We start from the raw sequence: 17,328 nt of genomic DNA, 5'->3' as shown, positions 1-17,328 counted from the left end.
TCATTTCGCCACACGATTTGACACCCCGCATCATACCAAGAGGGCTCTTTTTATTTCAAGTCCCCGAAAATCCTTCTAACAGGAATGCTCCTTTTTAGATTAGGTAATTTATTCTGGAAACTAATCGTTTTAACCTGCATAAATGCTCAACAAATTAAACCTTATCCAAAAAAGAAAAAGACCACCTGGAACAGCAGCCGGTCCGTAGAGTCTAGCACCCGTTAATTCACAAACTCTTAATTTTCTAATAAAACTTGGAATTCTTTTACATAAACTGCATTTCCAATAATTCGTATATCAACTGATTCACTAATTTTCGAAACCTGTACTGCAACCCGACCATCTTTTTCTATTTCATGACCTTGCTCAACAATAAGATTTAGGGGGCCGATAAAATTATTATTAATGTATTTCGCATAAAAAGCCCCCATTACTCCTGAAGCAGTACCAGTTACTGCATCCTCAATTGTTCCTGAATAGGGTGAAGAGAAGTGCCGAGCGTGCATATCCGCATTAGGATCATACGTTTCCACACAAAAAGGATGAACAGATGATTTTGGCATTTCCTTTAAAATTTCAGGAAACTGCTTATTATTCGGTTTCATTTTTTGAAAAGCTTCTAGATGTTTTATAGGTATTAGTAAAGTCCAAGTACCTGTACTTCCATAAAGGATCGGTAAATCAGCATGTAAGTCTGACTCTTTTAATCCTATTGAGTTCGCTAAGTCTTCTTTTGAACCTGTATATTCCTTGAATTCGGGAGGAGCCTGGTTCATCGTAATAAGTATTTCTCCATCAACAGCTGTGTTCATACTAATTGGTAGAATGCCAGCGTTTGTTTCAATGGTTAATTCTGTTTTCTCCCCCAGTAACCCTTTACTTTTTAACGCATAAACAGTCGCCATTGTTGCATGACCACATAAATTCATCTCGTGACCGGGTGTGAAAAATCGTATTCTTAGGTCCACTACATCCGATTTAACTGGAAAAGCAGTCTCATTAAAGCCAACTTTAAACGCAATCTCTTGCATTTCCGCATCTGTCAATTCATCACCATTTAAAACTACTCCTGCAGGATTTCCCATATGAGGTTCTCTGCTGAACGCATCATAATGATAAACAGTTATCTTCTTCATATCCCATTCCCTTTATTTGAAATTTAGATATTTACCACTATTTTACCATTACCTTCTAATGTATAGTTCAACATACCTCTTTTGTTGATGAATAAAAGAACCGGCTGGAACAGCAGCCGGTTCTTAAATCTTGCACCCTTTAATATAAGCAGGATATATCAAAAACATTTATTCTAATGTGGCATTCAACGGATTACTTTGTTTAATCTCGTGTATTGATAGATACAAAGTATAGTTCCCATATTCGAGAATTTTATTAAGTAAAAGATTCAACTTTTCTTGGGAATTTACTTTTATTTTTAAATGGTAACAGCCTTCTCCTGATACTCGGTGAGCTTCAACCACCTCATTTTGATCATTAATAAAACGTATAAACGACTCATGGTTTGCTATTTTCATATAAATAATGACAAATGCTGTATAAGAAAGTCCTACTTTCATTTGATCTACTATTAGAGAGTAAGTTTTAATTACACCACTTTCCTCAAGTTTTTTAATACGATTCCCTACTGCCTGTCCCGTCATATGAATTTGCTTCCCTAAGTCCTTCCATTGAACACGTGAATTTTCGGATAGCAGCCGAAGGATCTGAAAATCAATGTTATCAAGTTCCATAATAAATTCCTTTCACCATGAAATGATTTGATATAAAAGTGTTTCATCAAAGTATCGAGAAAAATCAAGAGATTCATTATCATTTAATAGTACTAAATTTTTTAATGAGGTGATAGAAAATGAGCACAGCTTTAATTCTTGTCGATATTCAAAATGACTATTTTCCAAATGGTAATATGGAATTAAGCAACCCTGAAAAAGCAGCCGCTAATGCTGCTAAGGTTCTTGAATGGTTTAGACAAAATAACAAAGATAATATTTTTCATATTCAGCATATCGCAAGTGATCCAGGGTTAGGCTTCTTTCTGCCGAACACGGAGGGAGTTAAACTAAATGAATCTGTTCTACCATTAGAACATGAAAGCATTATCATAAAACATTTCCCTAACAGCTTTTTAAAGACTGAATTAGAGAGTAAATTAAAAGATAAAGGAGTAACCAAGCTAGTGGTTGCAGGGATGATGACACATATGTGTATTGATGCAACAGTCAGGGCTGCAGTCGATCTAGGCTTTGAAACTACACTTATCGAAGATGCGTGTGCGACAAGGGACTTATCTTATCAAGATAAAGTCGTTCCCGCAGAACAGGTTCATTATGCGTTTGTTGGCGCACTTAATGGTATGTATGCCAATGTAATTTCGACCGAGGATTTCCTGCAACAAAACGCTAACACGAACTAAAAGATCAACTAATCAAATTTAAGGGAGCTTGTTTCAAAAACAGCCTCCCTTTTTTTCTGATGTTTAAACTAATAAATAAGTATCCTTATTTAACTAAACTGCGCCTTTTGTTGAAGATGAAGAGAACTGTCTGGAACAGCAGCGGTTCTTAAACTTTTGCACCCGTTTGTTTAAGAAGCATTACTCTTTCCCTCTTTCGAAAAGTTAAATAATGCTATTACTAAACAAATCATACTCAATGCCCAAACAACTCCAGAAATACCTATCTGGAGTGAAATCTCTTCTGAAGCCATTGGATGATTATAGTCAAAAGCTATACCCTTTAACCCAAAATATACTGCAACAGAAACTAATAGCAAATGCAGTAATGTCCAGATGTATCCCGAACTATTATTTTTATTTTTCACCCAAAGGAACACAGTAACTAAAATTGCAATCCCCATAACAATAGAAAATCCACCAATTAACAAGCCCATTACTTCCTGTTCTAATGGCATAAGATTACACCTCCATATTAGATTTCTTATTAAACAATCCTGCCCCGATAGTTCAAGAACAAAAATATGAAAAAGACTGCCATTTTGGCAGTCAGTTATTTTAAGTAAAGCAACTGTCTTTTCAATTATTGGCATCAAAAATTAATTAGTTTAGCCTTAAATTCGCTTAAAACTTTCTTCCGTTCATCATAATCTTTAGGGTCAGAATCTTCCCATAGTTCGAGGTCTGCACCTTTTTCAATTAAATTTATAGCCGTTTTACGAACTTGATCCTGGAGACAATTTTTCTCCATTTGTATTGCTGAAAGACCAATATAAACTAGAGCCATTACCTCCAGATCCTCTTCTGGATCAAACTCGTCCAAATATTCCTCCAAGACATACTGAGTAGCTTCTTCGACTGTATTTCCTTCATCCAAGTAGTCAATAAAACTATCTCTAACATCACAAGTCGTATCATCATCAAATAATCCAGTTCCCCAAGCACCCAATACTAACACCTCTTAATTTCCAATTTACTTTTATAATAATTCAATAAAGAGATGGGATTTCCTTCTTCCACTCCCCTTTAATTAGAGGTGTGAATCCACCTTTGAACGATCCCCTTTACAATCAACAAGAGTAAATTTTTAACAATATATTTTGCATATTCCTCGAACATTACACTATAATGTAACTATAACAGTTAACTGTAACGCATGTTGAAAAGGGGGGATACCTACAAATGGGTTTCTATACAGCTCAGGAAATTACAGACCTATTAATACAAGAAGGTGCTGACATTAATCTAAGGACCGTTCGCTATTATACGCAGCTTGAGTTGGTACCTCCACTCGAGTTACATGGGAACAAAAGAGTCTATACAGACAACCATCTATATTACTTTAGAGCAGTCCTTACATTAAGCAAAACTGGAGAGACACTAGCAAGCATCCAAGAAACACTCGCTGACCTTTCTATTGATGAAATAAAAGAGATTGCCAATCAGTTCTCCTTTTTGAACTCTGAGAGAATTGTCCAGCAACACTTGCACATTGTAAATGAAGATGTTTATATCACCATCAATAAACATCTTTCAGCTGACGTTAGACAAAAAGTAATTGATTCTGTCTCCAATGTGCTAAAGGGAAATAACCATGGAAGTTAATTTAGCTTTATCTAAACAGCAGCTAGAAATAGAAGAAGGTATGACTCATCTCTGTATTAGTCTCAGCCCCGTTCTTCAACAGATAATCCATCATCTTCAGGTAGAGATTCTTCTGCCAGAAGGACTACATAAAGCTCCTAACTTAAATGGATTACCTGAAGGGACTGGTTCGATTATTGTTGAGAACCTCTCACAACCATTAGACATATTAATAGAGATCTATACTGCTGAACAGAAACTTCAGAACCGTGAGGCAGAAATTTCAGTGATTGCTTCCTACACCGACCATGAAAGTGTACTTCAATGTGTAAAAAATAAGATCCGCTTGCAACTAGTGGATCCAGAAGAAATTTTATGTCATTCCATAAATGAAAAAGTGGCATCACAAATTTTAACTCTCTCGGAAAGCCCGCCACCACAAGGAGGAGAAAAAATGAATCTTATCCCTTATGTTGTTGAACAAACGAATCGAGGAGAACGTTCTTATGACATCTACTCCCGGCTTTTAAAAGATAGAGTCATTATGTTAACAGGTGAAATTAATGACCAAGTGGCTAACAGCATTGTTGCTCAGTTGCTGTTCCTTGATTCTGATTCTCCTGAAAAAGATATATCTATTTATATTAATTCACCTGGGGGTTCTATCACAGCTGGTTTAGCCATCTATGACACGATACAACTGATCACCGCTCCAGTTAGCACCTTATGTATCGGTATGGCAGCTTCGATGGGTGCATTTTTACTTGCAGGTGGAGAAAAAGGAAAACGGTACTCCCTTCCAAACAGTGAGATTATGATCCACCAGCCTCTGGGAGGTGCAAGAGGTCAAGCAACAGAAATTGAGATAAGTGCGAAACGCATCTTACGTCTGAGAGATCATTTAAACACCATTCTTGCTGAACGGACGGGGCAACCCAAAGAAAAAATAGAAAGAGACACGGAACGGGATAACTTTTTAACGGCAGAAAAAGCGTTAGATTACGGATTAATCGATAAGATTTTAACCCATCATTAGGAGTGATTGGTATGATAGAAGCGAAGACTTTTACCGTTGAGTATGAACTGGCCAGTGTTGTATTTTATCAGCAGGTTCAAGCAAAAGACATGGAAGAGGCAAAGTTGATGGTTAGGCAACAACAATCTACTGCTAACATTCGAGCCGTTACCCTGTTTAATGATGAGGAAATTATTTAACTAAAGAGGAGCGGCTTTATAGCCCTCCTCTTTGCCTTCTTAAACAAACCGCCCCGTTTAGTTGAAGAAAGGCAAATCGAAAACAAACAGAATGTATCTCATAAAAAAAAGTATCCCCCAATTCGGATTTATGAATCAATACCATCGATTACAGAACCCACTTATTCAACTAAAGCACCCGTTCATACATTTGGAAGTAAACTTCCACGAATATGAAAGTTTAAGAAGAAATTGCGACTTTATTACTGAGTTTCTCTTCTATCCGCCGTGTAGTCTAATACGAAATAAAGGATGTACATTGAAATAAAATAAACCACCGCTGAATAGATTATATTCCATTCACCATAATGTAAAACTTTAATATAAACTGCATACAACTCAAGTAAGACAAGAACGCATGTCCATCCCAAGATATATGCAAATTTCTTAATGGCATTAGATATCAGGGGGAAATAATTAAAAATAATAACCAGTACAGCAATCTCACCAAGGGCTACAGCTAGGTACAGCCACTCTATTTGTTCTTTATCAAAATACCAGTAAAGTTTGTACTTTAAATCAAGATACAAATCAGTTACAAAATTCATTAACAATGCAAACTGTATTGTAGCTAGTAACTCGTGCCTAGTTCTTTTTCTGGGCATTTTTAGGGCAACTAAAAGAACTAATATAACTGTTACTATAAAAATCTTCACCAAGAGGAACACCTCGTTTTTAAAAAAATAACAATATCAACCATATTATCATTATTTATTCGATGAATTATTCTTCTAAACTGCCCCGTTAGTCGAATAAGAAAAAGGCTGCTTTTTTGCAGCCTTTACTTTAAGGAAAGCACCCGTTTGTTTATTAAGAATTAGAGTGATTTTTATTCCATTCATACTCCATTATTGTTGCTGTTTTTGATCTCGTTCGTCCCCAAATAATTTTTCAATAACATATAAGGACGCATCTATACCTGCTGATACACCAGCAGAAAAAATAAACTTCCCATTGTCAACGTATCGAACCTCTTCCAACCATTCAGAAGATTTAGGTGCTGCTTCTCTTAATTCATTAAAAGCTAAACGATTGGTTTTTGCGAGGATTAAAGCCCCTATACACAGATAACACAAGTTCTGTGTCAGTAGAAACTTTATTTATCCAATTTATTATAGTTTACCTTTTTACCGACAGAACTTATTACTTTCTACAATATTACAAATTCGGTACAAGATTGAGAAAAAGAAGGGAATAAACCTTAATGTTTTTTCTCCCCCGCTTGTCCACTCTCATTCAAACCTCTCCAGGAATTTTCCTTTTGTTTTCTTTCGCTTATTCTATACCAATATGAAAGGAAGAATAAGTTGTTTCGGTATGAGTAATACTTAAATTAGAAAAATCCAATATTAAGAGGAGATTTTCAATGAATACAAAACATACTGTAGGTTTATCATCAACAGAAATTGCAGGATTATGGGCTACTTATATAAACGATAGCCTATCTATCTGTCTCTCTAAGCATTTCCTGCAACAGTCGAACAATGAAGATGTTAAACCCATAATTAAACTAACATTAGATATATCACAAAAACATATTGAGGAGATCAAGAATATTTTTGAAAAGGAAAATTTCCCTATTCCCAAGGGATTTTCCGATGAAGACATTGATCTTTCAGCTCCACCTTTGTTTTTCGATTTATTTCCTGTAAGCTACGCTTACGGGATGAGCCGTATGGGTATGATGACCTATAGTATGCTACTTTCTAATGTTGCCCGTGAAGATATTCGATCTTTCTTCTCTAAGTGTTTAACTTCCACACTTGATCTTTATAATGCATCAGTAAATCTAATGCTTTCTAAAGGGATATACGATCGCCCAACAATGATCCCTTATCCCGATAAAGTTGAATTTGTTAAAAAGAAAGAAATATTTTTATCCAAGTGGTTCGAAAAGAAACGCCCTCTAAATGTTCTTGAACTAGCTGAAATATTTTTTAACATTGAAAGGAACTATTTTGCTTTAGTCTTGCTCACTGGATTTATTCAAGTTGTGAAAGATGAACAAATAAAAGAATTTTTGACAAAAGGAAAAGACTTAGCACAAAAACAAATTCAATTCCTAAACCATACTTTAATCAAGGAAGACTTGCTTGGCACTGTAATGATTAATTCAGAAGTGTCAACTTCTACTGTATCCCCTTTTTCAGAAAAACTCATCATGAACCTTGTGACTATACTCAATACGCAAGGAATAACCTATATTGGTCATGCATTAGCTACATCAGCACGAATAGACCTTGCTAATGAATATTCAAAACTAATTCCTGAAATATTGCAGTATGGGAAGGAGGGCAACGACATTTTGATAGAAAGGGGATGGATGGAAGAACCACCACACGCTCCGAATAGGAAGGAGTTGGCGGAAAATTAGGTTCGAATTAAACAAGTCATCCCAAAGATCTCTTGTTAACCTTATATGAAGGTGTCCTGCCGACAAAACGCACATTATACGGTAAGGAACTTTTGAGAAGGTAAAACCCTGATTCTAATACGTTAAGCAGAAAAATCAGGGTTTTTAAATCCTAAGTGGACGTAGGGCATGTATCGAGTTCAAAATCTCAGGTACAAATGAATATTCGCCTAGAAAGTTTATATGTTCCCATCCCAAAGGAGATATATGAGGAAGTAATTCCTCTATATATTTCCCTGTTGTTTTCAAATATTCAATTACTTGTGATAGAAACACGGTATTCCAAACATATAGATTAATAATTAGGTTTAAGGCGCTGGCACGCAGTAATTGATCTTGTAATGCTCTTTCTCTAAGTTCCCCATGTTTTCAAAAGGAAAATAGCCCGTGCCAAGCTCCTTCCTCTGGTTTATAAGAAGAGAAAGGATTAATTCACTTCTTACAGATATTTTTTTGCAGCGCACAGGATCATATTTGTTTTGGTTCACAAATTAGATATGATGGGCATTGGAATTTTCTTGTACATAAACATTATTTGTTTTTGCCTTTGAATGCCTGACATTACCAACTACAATCCCACCAAATATTAGGACAACTCCAATCCACCGCGACAACCCCACACTTTCATCCAGAACTAATGCAGACATTGAAATAGCTACTGGAAGTTCAGATGCTGTAAGTATTGTGCCAAGTCCCGGTCCAATATGAGGCATTCCAATTGAATATAATAGAGGTGGCAGGAACACTCCAAAAAAACCAAGAAGTAATCCATAGGGTGCAACTCCCACTAAGACGGGTAAATTGAATAAATATATTGGTGGAAATAACAAAAATACAACGAATAAAGCACCTGTGGAAAGAAGTGCACTTTTTAATAAAGGTGGGGTATCTTTCCCGACTGAACCGCTAAGAAAAATGAAAGTCGCAAATGTTAAGGCTGAGAGTAGTCCCCAAATTGTGCCTTGCCAAGATAAATGAATTCCACCTACTGTAATAAGACCTCCTGCTAATACGGAGCCAACTAAAAGAATAATTATCGAAGTAAGCTTCCCTTTAGTTGGTTTTTTCTTATAAATTATCACCTCGAAAAGTGTACCAATCCAAACGAATTGAAAAAGTAAGATAATTGCCAGTGAAGCATTAAGTGTTTGTAATGATTGATAATAAAATGCACCCGTCAAACCAAACGGAATGCCGGATAATAGTAATTTGAGCGTTTGACTCCGGGTAACCTTTTTCTTTTTTGTAAATAAAACAAGTATCCAAGTAATCAAGGTTCCAAATAAATATTGTCCGCCTGTTACCTCTGTCACCGAATACCCAGCTGAATAAGCTAGTTTAACAAACGTAGATAATATTCCGTAACAACATCCACCTAAAAAAACAATTAACGCATAATGCCATTTCTTCAAAATTGCCCCTCCTTTTTTACACAAAAAAACCACACAATTGTCTTATGACAGTTGTGTGGCGAAAATAGAGTTCCCTCTAGAAAAATCCACGTCCTAAATAAGGTTTTATTATTCAAATTTGAATTTATTATAAAATCAACTATACTAGTTGTCAATGGGAGTATAGATACATTCTTCACTGATGTAATAGCTAAGGGAGAACTCCTTATTCCATAAAACTGCCCCTTCGTTGAAGAAGAAAAGAACCGGCTGGAACAGCAGCTGGTTCTTAAACTCTTGCACCCTATTTTTAAGTGTATGGTTATTATTTGGTCTAGATCCCAATCGATCCATTCACCATACTTTGTTACCCACTCCCTCATATTCCTTTTTAATTCACTTGAAATCGGAATATCATCTAAATCAAGGTTACTGCCGCAGTGACTACACCATATAAGATCAGCCCCAACATCACCTTCGACCTTTAACTATAAATATATATTCAGATGGATAATCTGAGTTTCCTTCTTTCATTAAAATGTCCGTAAGCTCAATAAGAAAAGGCTTCTTTTTTAATGCCTTTACCTTAAGGAAAGCACCCGTTCGTTCAACAAGGTTTAATCAATGTTCAATTTAACAGCCTTGGTTGCAATAAAACTTTTGATATATTTATCTAATGGTCTACTTCCTCCAAAGTCATCTTCATATAATCCAGCGATTACAAAGCCCGCATCAACTTGTCCTTGGATTTGGTCTTCTAATGTATGTCCAAACTCAATCGTGTGTTTAGCATTTATATATTCTACTAATTCATCTTCAGTTAAATGATCAAAGGAAGAAGACGGAATGGAATTTTTCACTACCAGATTACCTTTCCTATCCTCTTCATCATCGAAAATAAATAGAAGTGGGTTGGTAAAACCAGAAATAAGAATTCCCTTATTTTTTAACACTCTTGATGCTTCTTTCCAAACAGGGGATATATTTTCTACAAATAAGTTAGCAACGGGATGAACAATAATATCAAAAACTTCATCTTCAAAAACAGAAAGGTCAGTCATATCACCTTGTACCGTATTAAGAGTTAACCCATCTCGATTGGCTACAAATTCATCCTTTTCTAATTGCTTTTTTGATAGATCAGTAACAGTGACAGTTGCACCCGCTGCCGCCAAAACTGGACCTTGTTGCCCGCCCCCTGAAGCTAGACAAAGTATCTTTTTGCCCTTTAAAGAATTGGGGAACCAATTTCTCGGAACTGGCTTCCCAGTTGTTACTGTAATTTCCCATTCACCATTTCTACTCTTTTCGATCATTTCTTTAGACACTGCCATCGTATAAACAGCACTCTCATCAACTTTTTTATCCCAGGCCTTACGATTGTGTTGTGCTATATTCATTTTTCTCACCCCAATAGTTCATCTTGATATCGGATTGTATCTATTTAAATACTTAACAAAATCCTTCTTCAACTATACTCCCGTTAGCTTAATAAAAAAAATCCCGCTTATTGCAACAAGGTCTTTAGCTTAGGTACATGATTTTCCAACTTATATTTTTACAGATTCTATTTAAATAGATCGTACCTATTAAAAGTCCCAATTCTAGTCCTACTTTTTTAAAAATTAGGGTCTTTTATTGTTAATGATGATTACCTGTAGGAATCATGAGTTGGATCGAACAAGTCTTCCTCTGCATTTCTTACGATTGAAAAATGCTCCACATTGTAATGGCCATGAAGGGTTTGGTTATGATGCTTTATAATTTGTTCTGCACTTAAAGTATCACTGTCCGTTGTCGAATGTCCATCAGCTACTAATGTGACATCCAAACCACTAATCGTGGCGGTCCTGACTGCACTATCGATACAATATTGGGTTGCACACCCCATTATAACAACATGCTCAGTCTCTTGAGATTTTAAATAATTTAGAAGTCCTGTCCCATGGAAAGAATTCGTTGCAGTTTTATCAAAGATTTTTGCATCATCAGGCATATGAATGTTTTCATGAACCTGAAACCCTTTCCCTTTGCCTTCAGCAATATCCAAATCTCTTACAAAAACAACAGGAACACTGGAGTTAACCGCTTTTTTAATAACTAAATTGATATTGCTAATAAGCTGGTCTTTCCTGAAAACAGCACTTTCCGTTTGATTCCCATCCATTAACTCTTGTTGAGCATCAATGACTAACAATGCTTGCTTCAAATGATTTTCCCCTTTCAAATGTGGGGACACGCTATTTTTCAGACGTATTCCCCTTAGTAATACACCGGTTCATTTATATTTCTATAACACTTATCATATTTCCATTAATATCGGTTAAATCAAAGCGTTTAGGTTCCCCATTTCTTATCTCTGATACAGTCACATTCTTTTCTTTTAGCCTTCTTCTAATGTCTTCTGCATCTTTAACAACATAATTAAACGGGGTGTATTGATCAACGGGTTGAAAATCCGATATTTCGACAAGGTGAAATCCACAGTTAGGTGCGATTGAAAGACCACACATTCTTTCATTTTTCCACCGCAAATCAAAACCGAATATGTCCTGATACCATGCCAATGATTCCTGAAGATTTTTGACAGGGAGGAATACCGCATCAATTCGTTCAACAAATTTATCTAGTACCTGTTCATTCATAAAACTCATCTCCTTGAAAAAATAGACATTTACCCTGTAAAGGTAATAGTAAGATGAATTCCACCCGCAGCTTTAATTTCCTCTTTTTGTAAAGGAGATTCCTTCAATAAATCAGGCCTTCTTCTTTCCTATTTGAAAAAATACAAAAAATCAAAACAAGAACGTTTATTCGTGTATAATAAAGTTAAATTTATCCAAAAGGGGAGGACGTTATGAACTCAATTGACTTAATCATTCTAAACTTTAATGAAGTAAGGAGAAGGAGCATAAAAGTCTGGACATCCATTCCTGAAGAGAAACTTTCCTGGAAGCCGGACAGTGAGGCCATGAGCTGCCTGGAAATGGTCAGGCACATCCTTGAAAGCGAACATTACTATCATTTGGCCATCAAAAATAGGGGGAGTTTATCTGCGTTTGACTCTCCTTTTGAAAATAGACCCTTTACTACAGTAGAAGACGAGCTGGAATTCGCTGAACACTACAGAAAACAGTTCATGGATACCATTCAATCATTCTCTGAAAGTGATTTGGAGAGCATAAAGGTCGATCGTTCCGAGTCGGGATACATCAGAGACTTGGGAGACATGCTGTTGCGTGTGGCCTATCATGAATCTGTACATACTGGGCAATTACTGGACTATTTAAGAACGGCGGGGATTCCCAGAATTCGTATTTGGGATTAGCTCCAATTGGTGTATCACAGCCGTGATGCACCTTTCCTTCTTGTGGTGTTTTTCCCTCCGTATAAACGTGTCGCACTCAAGCTAATCTTTTCCCCAATAACGGAGTTACACCGTGAATACCTTGAATAATAATGTTACCTTGTCCGGAAACAGTTCATTTGGGCGGCTTACTTTTTTACCGAACCTGCACATAAAAAAAACGCCTCTACTCTGGTAGAAACGCGATCGCTACTTTTAAAAGCAAGTATGTTTTTATTAAATTCTGGCCTTACGAAAGCCTTCCCATACATTGATCGCCGCGGACAGTAAAAAGATAAAAATTCCGCCGCCCACTATCCACGTTCTAAATTCATTTGCAGTTATAGTAAATAGATCCGCCATATACGTAACGAACTCTGCACTTAGTACATTGGGATTTATGAGTATGACAATAAAAACGATGGTTGCCATTAGCTGGAGGGCCGTATTGGACAGTGCCATTCTTTTGGTCCATTGCCCTTTAATCAATTGATAAAGGGATAGAGCTATTTCGAAACCAATCACCATCACAACGATTGGCCAATACCGGAGCAAAACCTCTTGATTGAAGGTTGCAGCCAAAAATTCTAGGCCGTCCCTGCCCCCTTTATATATACCCACAAGATGATCCGCATAGAAATAAAGTGTTGCCCAGATTGCCGTCCACATTAAACTTCCAAACACCTGGCATTTTGAGATTGCCTTTTTCTCGGGAACATAGGAGATATTTTTCAAATCTTCAGGTGTCCACTTCTTCAGGCTTGGAGTTAATGGCTGCTGATCTTTTCCTTGATCGGTTCTTTCTATTACGGCAAACACAACGGTTAACCAGAAGAATACTTGAACACTGACTTCAATAACTGTCCATATTCCTTGGCCCATAAGACTTAAAGCCACATTTAAGGCCGCTTCATTTCCGCCATAACCGATAAAATATTGAGCGATCATCGAAATGACCGAAATGACAGCAGCAATCGGTAAAATCATTTTCAGGAGGGTTACATATATATCAAAATAGCGAGGGCCAATCAGGTGCATGGGCCGGTCACTGTAACCGGCAGCGAGCGAGATTGGACTCCCTAATTTTTCGAGTGCTGCCTTTACATCTTCTTCCCCGTAATCCTCCGGCAGCATATCCTCTATGGTTGACCGCAGCTCCAGCGCAATATCCTCACGATTCTTTTCAGGCAGCCTTCGAGTGACTTCCTGAATATATACCTCAATTAAGTTCATCCTCTTCCTCTCCCTTTAATAAGCTGTAAAGCTCTTTTGAGTTAGCAATCCATTCTTTTTTCAACTGCAAAAAGATCTCTAGCCCATACTCACTCAAAACATAGTACTTGCGGGGTCTGCTCTCAGACGTATCCCAGCTGCTCGACACCAGCTCCTGTTTCTCCAATCGGCGAAGCAGTGGATATAAGGTACTCTGATCAATCGCAATCCCCGATCCTTCCAGCAGCTGAACAAGCGAATACCCGTACTGAGGGGTCCGCAATTGACTTAAAACCGCTAATGTCAACGTTCCTCTCCTAAGTTCTGTTGTTAATGAATTCAATAACTGACTCATTTCACCCACCTCTTTTTTATTACTATATGTCATACAGTATATGTTTTATACTATGTATCGTACACTATTGTTGTGATGAAATCAATTGAAATTGGATAATTAGCTCGGAAGGCAAAAAAGATGACGAAAAGGAAACACAAATTTACTCCATTCTTCTACTCAACATAAAAAACCCTGGCAAGCGATGAACCTGCCAGGGTCTCTATTAATTTTCGTCTTCTTCTCTTCGATTTTTCTTGAAGAGTTTGGATAATACCTCAAATACAATTGGCACAACGATTAACGTTAATAAGGTGGAGCTGATTAATCCGCCAATAACGGTAATCGCCAATCCTTTGGAAATCAGTCCTCCGCCGCCGCCTGAGCCAAATGCCAGCGGAAGCAAGGCACCTACCGTTGCGATCGCCGTCATGAGGATCGGGCGAAGTCGGGTTGATCCCGCTTCAAGAATCGCCTCACGCATACCAAGGCCATCGCGTTCCATATGGATGACTCGGTCCACCAGGACAATGGCATTCGTTACAACTATACCGATCAGCATCAGCAGTCCCATCATAACCGAAACAGAAATCGTTTCGCCGGCAGCTAATAAACCAACGAACGAACCGATAACGGCAAACGGAAGAGAGAACAGGATGGCAAATGGCGCCACACCCTCACGGAAAGTCACTACCAGGATAAAGTAGACGATGGCAACAGCCGCGAGCATGGCAATTCCCAGCTGCGTAAAGGTTTCATTCATATCTGCCTGAACTCCGGCAACGCCCACGTCGACTCCTTTAGGCAGTTCGAGTTTATCAATCTCTTTACCTACTTCGGAGGTCGCTTTCGAAACATCTTTATCGGTAATAGTTCCTGACACCGTAGCATAGTATTCACCCTTGCTTCGGGCCAGTGTATTTAATGTCGTTCCTTTTTTAACGTCCACAAGCTCCGACAACGGCATTGGCTGTCCCACTGCTGTAGGAATCTCGGTGTCGAGCATTTCATCGATGGATTTCGGCTGCTTGGCCTGTGGCTGCTGGACGATGACATCCAGTGTATCTCCGTCTTTTTCAATGGTTGTCAGGACATTCTTTGATTGCATAGGATTCAGCATGCCGATGATTTGGCCGGTTGTTAATCCATACTGCAGCAATTCATCCTGATCAACATTGAACGTATACTCGACAAAGGCATCTTCTGCCGTGGAGGTTACATCCTCAATGCCTTTATTTTTGTTCAGGATTTCTTCTACCATTTTTACAGAAGTATTGAGTTTGTCTAAATCCTCACTGTAAAACGTATAGCTTACTTCATTTGTAGCCGCACCCATGGAAGTGAAATTCTGGCTCTTCCATTCTCCTGATTGGCCAATATTGGTTACATAGTCTTCAATCTCCTCACGAGCTTCAGGGAAGTTCTCCATATCCGGGTCAAAGATGACGTACATCAGCGCTCCGCCAGCGCCTCCGCCCATCATCGCTGCCATCGGGTCGCCAGCTTCGTTGACGGATACCTGAAGAATGTCGATATCTTTCCGTTTCAGCAGCTTCTCTTCTACCGCGGTGACATTTGCCAGCGTATCTTCCTTAAGCTCCCCTGCCTCTGGAGTATAAGTTAAATACATGACTTTTTCTTCTTCACTGCCCATAAAACTGAATCCGATCAGCGGCGTTAAGGCCAAGCTTCCGACCAGTAAAACAACGGCAATGAGGGAAGTGATGATTTTATGGTTCAGTGCTTTATTAAGGATCCCCTTGTACCAAAGGGCTAATTTCCCTGCCTCTTTATGGCTGCTTTCCGTCTTTTCAGCATACAGCTTCTTTTTAAATAGAGTATGGGAAAGCACCGGAACAATCGTAATCGCTACAATTAAAGATGCACCAAGCGCAAATGTCATGGTCAGGGCAAACGGAGCAAAGAGCTCGCCCACCATACCGCCAACGAAAACTAGCGGTGCGAATACCGCGACCGTAACAAGGGTCGATGACAGGATTGGCTTGAACATTTCGATCGTAGCCGCCTGGATCAGTGCCCGGCCGGTCAGTTTTTCCTTTTTCAAATGAAGGCGCCTGTATATATTCTCAACAACAACAATCGAGTCGTCGATGACCCGGCCGATTGCCACCGTGATCGCCCCGAGCGTCATGATATTCAGGGTAATATCCATCCAGTTCAGCAGCAGCAATGCCATGAAAATGGAAACTGGAATAGAGACAATGGAAATGATCGTCGATTTAAAATCCCTCAGGAACAGAAGGATAATCAATACTGCGATCAGTCCGCCAAATACGGCCTTCTCGATCATGGTCGCGACGGATTCTTCAATCGGCTCACCCTGATCCAGAGAAACCTCGGCAACCAGCCCATCAATCTTTTTCTCCTCATCCTGAATCAGATCTTTCACATTGTTCACGACATCGACTGTGTTTGCCTGCTGTTCCTTCACAATCTGGATCGCAATGGCATCCTCGCCGTTTGTACGGGACACTGATTGTACTTTCCCGACAGTCTCAATTTTAGCAATCTCGCTCAGCTTAACAAATGGAGCTGGCTGATTTTCTGAAGGCGTGACCGGGACGAGCATATTTTTTAATTCGTCTTCAGTCATGAACTTGCCGTCGACCGCTACCGCCTGTTCACCTTCTTCAAATTCATATAGTCCTAATGAAACAGCAAGGTTGCTGGCCTGGATCATTTCCTTCACCTTGTCTTCGGTCAGGCCATACTGTTCCATTTTAGATTCATTATAAGTCAGTTGAACTTCTTCTATGTGCTGGCCCGTGATGGTCGCCGATCCAACACCATCGATTTTTTCGATTTTCGGAAGCAATTCTTCCTCGACAGTTGAGGTTAATTCAACGATATCTTCCTCGGTGCTGCTCACACTGAGTGCTACAACGGGCATCATGTTCATACTGATGGCGTTAATCTGCGGCTCCTCGGCTCCTTCCGGAAGCTCCACCGCATCAAGGGCAGATTCAAGGGCCCGTTTTGCCTCATCCATGTCGATTCCATATTCATATTCCACCTGTATATTGGACATATTGGAATAGGAATTCGAATAGATGGCCTTTACGTCATCAAGGCCTTCCACCGCTTTCTCTAAAGGCATGGAGATATCTTCCATGACCTTCTCGGGGGTCGCACCCGGATACACATCTATTACCGTCAGATAAGGGATTGAAATATCAGGGATCGTTTCCATATTCATACGTGTCCCGGAATATATGCCTGAAACAGTAATGATAATGGTCAGAAGCCATACGGCCAATTTGTTCTTAAGGACAAAATCTACTAAACTCTTCACGTATACAC

The 17,328-nt window shown here is 38.6% G+C and carries 20 protein-coding genes and 1 pseudogene; 6 read left to right on the top strand and 15 right to left on the bottom strand.

Annotation, left to right across the window (positions count from 1 at the left end; all coding sequences use genetic code 11):
- Positions 1-236 precede the first annotated feature (236 nt).
- Together EV146_RS26245 and EV146_RS26240 are read right to left on the bottom strand one after the other, a co-directional pair.
- Complete coding sequence (locus EV146_RS26245) at positions 237-1,136, bottom strand: PhzF family phenazine biosynthesis protein (RefSeq protein WP_132011539.1); 900 nt, start codon at positions 1,134-1,136, stop codon at positions 237-239.
- A gap of 168 nt (positions 1,137-1,304) precedes the next feature.
- Positions 1,305-1,751, bottom strand: coding sequence for an Lrp/AsnC family transcriptional regulator (locus EV146_RS26240; protein WP_132011538.1), 447 nt, complete (start codon positions 1,749-1,751; stop codon positions 1,305-1,307).
- A gap of 119 nt (positions 1,752-1,870) precedes the next feature.
- Here EV146_RS26240 and EV146_RS26235 point away from each other — a divergent pair, with 119 nt between their 5' ends.
- A complete protein-coding gene (locus tag EV146_RS26235; RefSeq protein ID WP_132011537.1) occupies positions 1,871-2,434 on the top strand; it encodes a cysteine hydrolase family protein in 564 nt (187 codons plus the stop codon).
- Between the two features lie 170 nt (positions 2,435-2,604).
- On the opposite strand, the gene EV146_RS26230 is transcribed toward EV146_RS26235, so the two are convergent.
- Both EV146_RS26230 and EV146_RS26225 read right to left on the bottom strand, forming a co-directional pair.
- Positions 2,605-2,931 carry a hypothetical protein gene (locus EV146_RS26230; RefSeq protein WP_219916479.1) on the bottom strand — a complete coding sequence of 109 codons (327 nt, stop codon included), beginning with the start codon at positions 2,929-2,931 and terminating at the stop codon, positions 2,605-2,607.
- Positions 2,932-3,065: 134 nt separating this feature from the next.
- A complete protein-coding gene (locus EV146_RS26225; protein WP_132011536.1) occupies positions 3,066-3,422 on the bottom strand; it encodes a DUF4259 domain-containing protein in 357 nt (118 codons plus the stop codon).
- A 233-nt stretch (positions 3,423-3,655) separates the two neighbouring features.
- Here EV146_RS26225 and EV146_RS26220 point away from each other — a divergent pair, with 233 nt between their 5' ends.
- From EV146_RS26220 to EV146_RS27370, 3 genes are all read left to right on the top strand, one after another.
- On the top strand, positions 3,656-4,078 hold the full coding sequence (locus EV146_RS26220) for a MerR family transcriptional regulator (RefSeq protein WP_132011535.1): 423 nt from the start codon (positions 3,656-3,658) through the stop codon (positions 4,076-4,078).
- 433 nt (positions 4,079-4,511) lie between these two features.
- The gene (gene clpP / locus EV146_RS26215) at positions 4,512-5,093 is read left to right on the top strand and encodes an ATP-dependent Clp endopeptidase proteolytic subunit ClpP (protein ID WP_132011540.1); all 582 of its coding nucleotides are present in this window, start codon (positions 4,512-4,514) and stop codon (positions 5,091-5,093) included.
- Positions 5,094-5,104: 11 nt separating this feature from the next.
- The gene (locus tag EV146_RS27370; protein ID WP_158287231.1) at positions 5,105-5,272 is read left to right on the top strand and encodes a hypothetical protein; all 168 of its coding nucleotides are present in this window, start codon (positions 5,105-5,107) and stop codon (positions 5,270-5,272) included.
- A 242-nt stretch (positions 5,273-5,514) separates the two neighbouring features.
- Here EV146_RS27370 and EV146_RS26210 read toward each other — a convergent pair whose 3' ends face one another.
- Together EV146_RS26210 and EV146_RS27365 are read right to left on the bottom strand one after the other, a co-directional pair.
- Positions 5,515-5,967, bottom strand: a complete 453-nt coding sequence (locus EV146_RS26210; protein WP_132011534.1) for a CBO0543 family protein — start codon at positions 5,965-5,967, stop codon at positions 5,515-5,517.
- A gap of 192 nt (positions 5,968-6,159) precedes the next feature.
- Positions 6,160-6,387 (bottom strand): type 1 glutamine amidotransferase family protein, encoded by a 228-nt coding sequence (locus EV146_RS27365; RefSeq protein ID WP_158287230.1) that lies wholly within the window; start codon positions 6,385-6,387, stop codon positions 6,160-6,162.
- 290 nt (positions 6,388-6,677) lie between these two features.
- On the opposite strand from EV146_RS27365, the gene EV146_RS26205 reads away from it, so the two are divergent.
- Complete coding sequence (locus tag EV146_RS26205) at positions 6,678-7,685, top strand: DUF3231 family protein (protein ID WP_132011533.1); 1,008 nt, start codon at positions 6,678-6,680, stop codon at positions 7,683-7,685.
- A 144-nt stretch (positions 7,686-7,829) separates the two neighbouring features.
- Here EV146_RS26205 and EV146_RS26200 read toward each other — a convergent pair.
- The 6 genes and pseudogenes from EV146_RS26200 to EV146_RS26180 all read right to left on the bottom strand — a co-directional run.
- Positions 7,830-8,121, bottom strand: a pseudogene (locus tag EV146_RS26200) (Tn3 family transposase); the annotation flags it as partial.
- A 94-nt stretch (positions 8,122-8,215) separates the two neighbouring features.
- Positions 8,216-9,136 carry an EamA family transporter gene (locus EV146_RS26195; protein ID WP_132011532.1) on the bottom strand — a complete coding sequence of 307 codons (921 nt, stop codon included), beginning with the start codon at positions 9,134-9,136 and terminating at the stop codon, positions 8,216-8,218.
- A gap of 144 nt (positions 9,137-9,280) precedes the next feature.
- Positions 9,281-9,460, bottom strand: a complete 180-nt coding sequence (locus tag EV146_RS27360) for a hypothetical protein (RefSeq protein ID WP_158287229.1) — start codon at positions 9,458-9,460, stop codon at positions 9,281-9,283.
- Between the two features lie 272 nt (positions 9,461-9,732).
- Positions 9,733-10,515, bottom strand: coding sequence for a class I SAM-dependent methyltransferase (locus tag EV146_RS26190; RefSeq protein WP_132011531.1), 783 nt, complete (start codon positions 10,513-10,515; stop codon positions 9,733-9,735).
- Between the two features lie 251 nt (positions 10,516-10,766).
- Entirely contained in the window at positions 10,767-11,324 is a 558-nt protein-coding gene (locus EV146_RS26185) for a cysteine hydrolase family protein (protein ID WP_132011530.1), read from the bottom strand.
- Between the two features lie 73 nt (positions 11,325-11,397).
- On the bottom strand, positions 11,398-11,760 hold the full coding sequence (locus EV146_RS26180; protein ID WP_158287228.1) for a VOC family protein: 363 nt from the start codon (positions 11,758-11,760) through the stop codon (positions 11,398-11,400).
- Between the two features lie 212 nt (positions 11,761-11,972).
- On the opposite strand from EV146_RS26180, the gene EV146_RS26175 reads away from it, so the two are divergent.
- Complete coding sequence (locus EV146_RS26175) at positions 11,973-12,443, top strand: DinB family protein (protein ID WP_132011528.1); 471 nt, start codon at positions 11,973-11,975, stop codon at positions 12,441-12,443.
- A 255-nt stretch (positions 12,444-12,698) separates the two neighbouring features.
- On the opposite strand, the gene EV146_RS26170 is transcribed toward EV146_RS26175, so the two are convergent.
- The 3 genes from EV146_RS26170 to EV146_RS26160 all read right to left on the bottom strand — a co-directional run bounded on the left by EV146_RS26170 (position 12,699) and on the right by EV146_RS26160 (position 17,320).
- Positions 12,699-13,694, bottom strand: coding sequence for an HAAS signaling domain-containing protein (locus EV146_RS26170; RefSeq protein WP_132011527.1), 996 nt, complete (start codon positions 13,692-13,694; stop codon positions 12,699-12,701).
- The gene (locus EV146_RS26165; protein ID WP_121610747.1) at positions 13,681-14,028 is read right to left on the bottom strand and encodes a PadR family transcriptional regulator; all 348 of its coding nucleotides are present in this window, start codon (positions 14,026-14,028) and stop codon (positions 13,681-13,683) included. The genes EV146_RS26170 and EV146_RS26165 overlap by 14 nt, the downstream gene beginning before the upstream one ends.
- 205 nt (positions 14,029-14,233) lie before the next feature.
- Positions 14,234-17,320 (bottom strand): efflux RND transporter permease subunit, encoded by a 3,087-nt coding sequence (locus EV146_RS26160; protein ID WP_132011526.1) that lies wholly within the window; start codon positions 17,318-17,320, stop codon positions 14,234-14,236.
- Between the last annotated feature and the right edge of the window lie 8 nt (positions 17,321-17,328).

The sequence above is a fragment of the Mesobacillus foraminis genome, from assembly GCF_004340465.1.
GTDB lineage: Bacteria > Bacillota > Bacilli > Bacillales > Cytobacillaceae > Mesobacillus_B > Mesobacillus_B foraminis.
The sequence above is the reverse complement of the archived record's forward strand: the minus strand, read 5'-3'. Positions and strand labels throughout refer to the sequence as shown.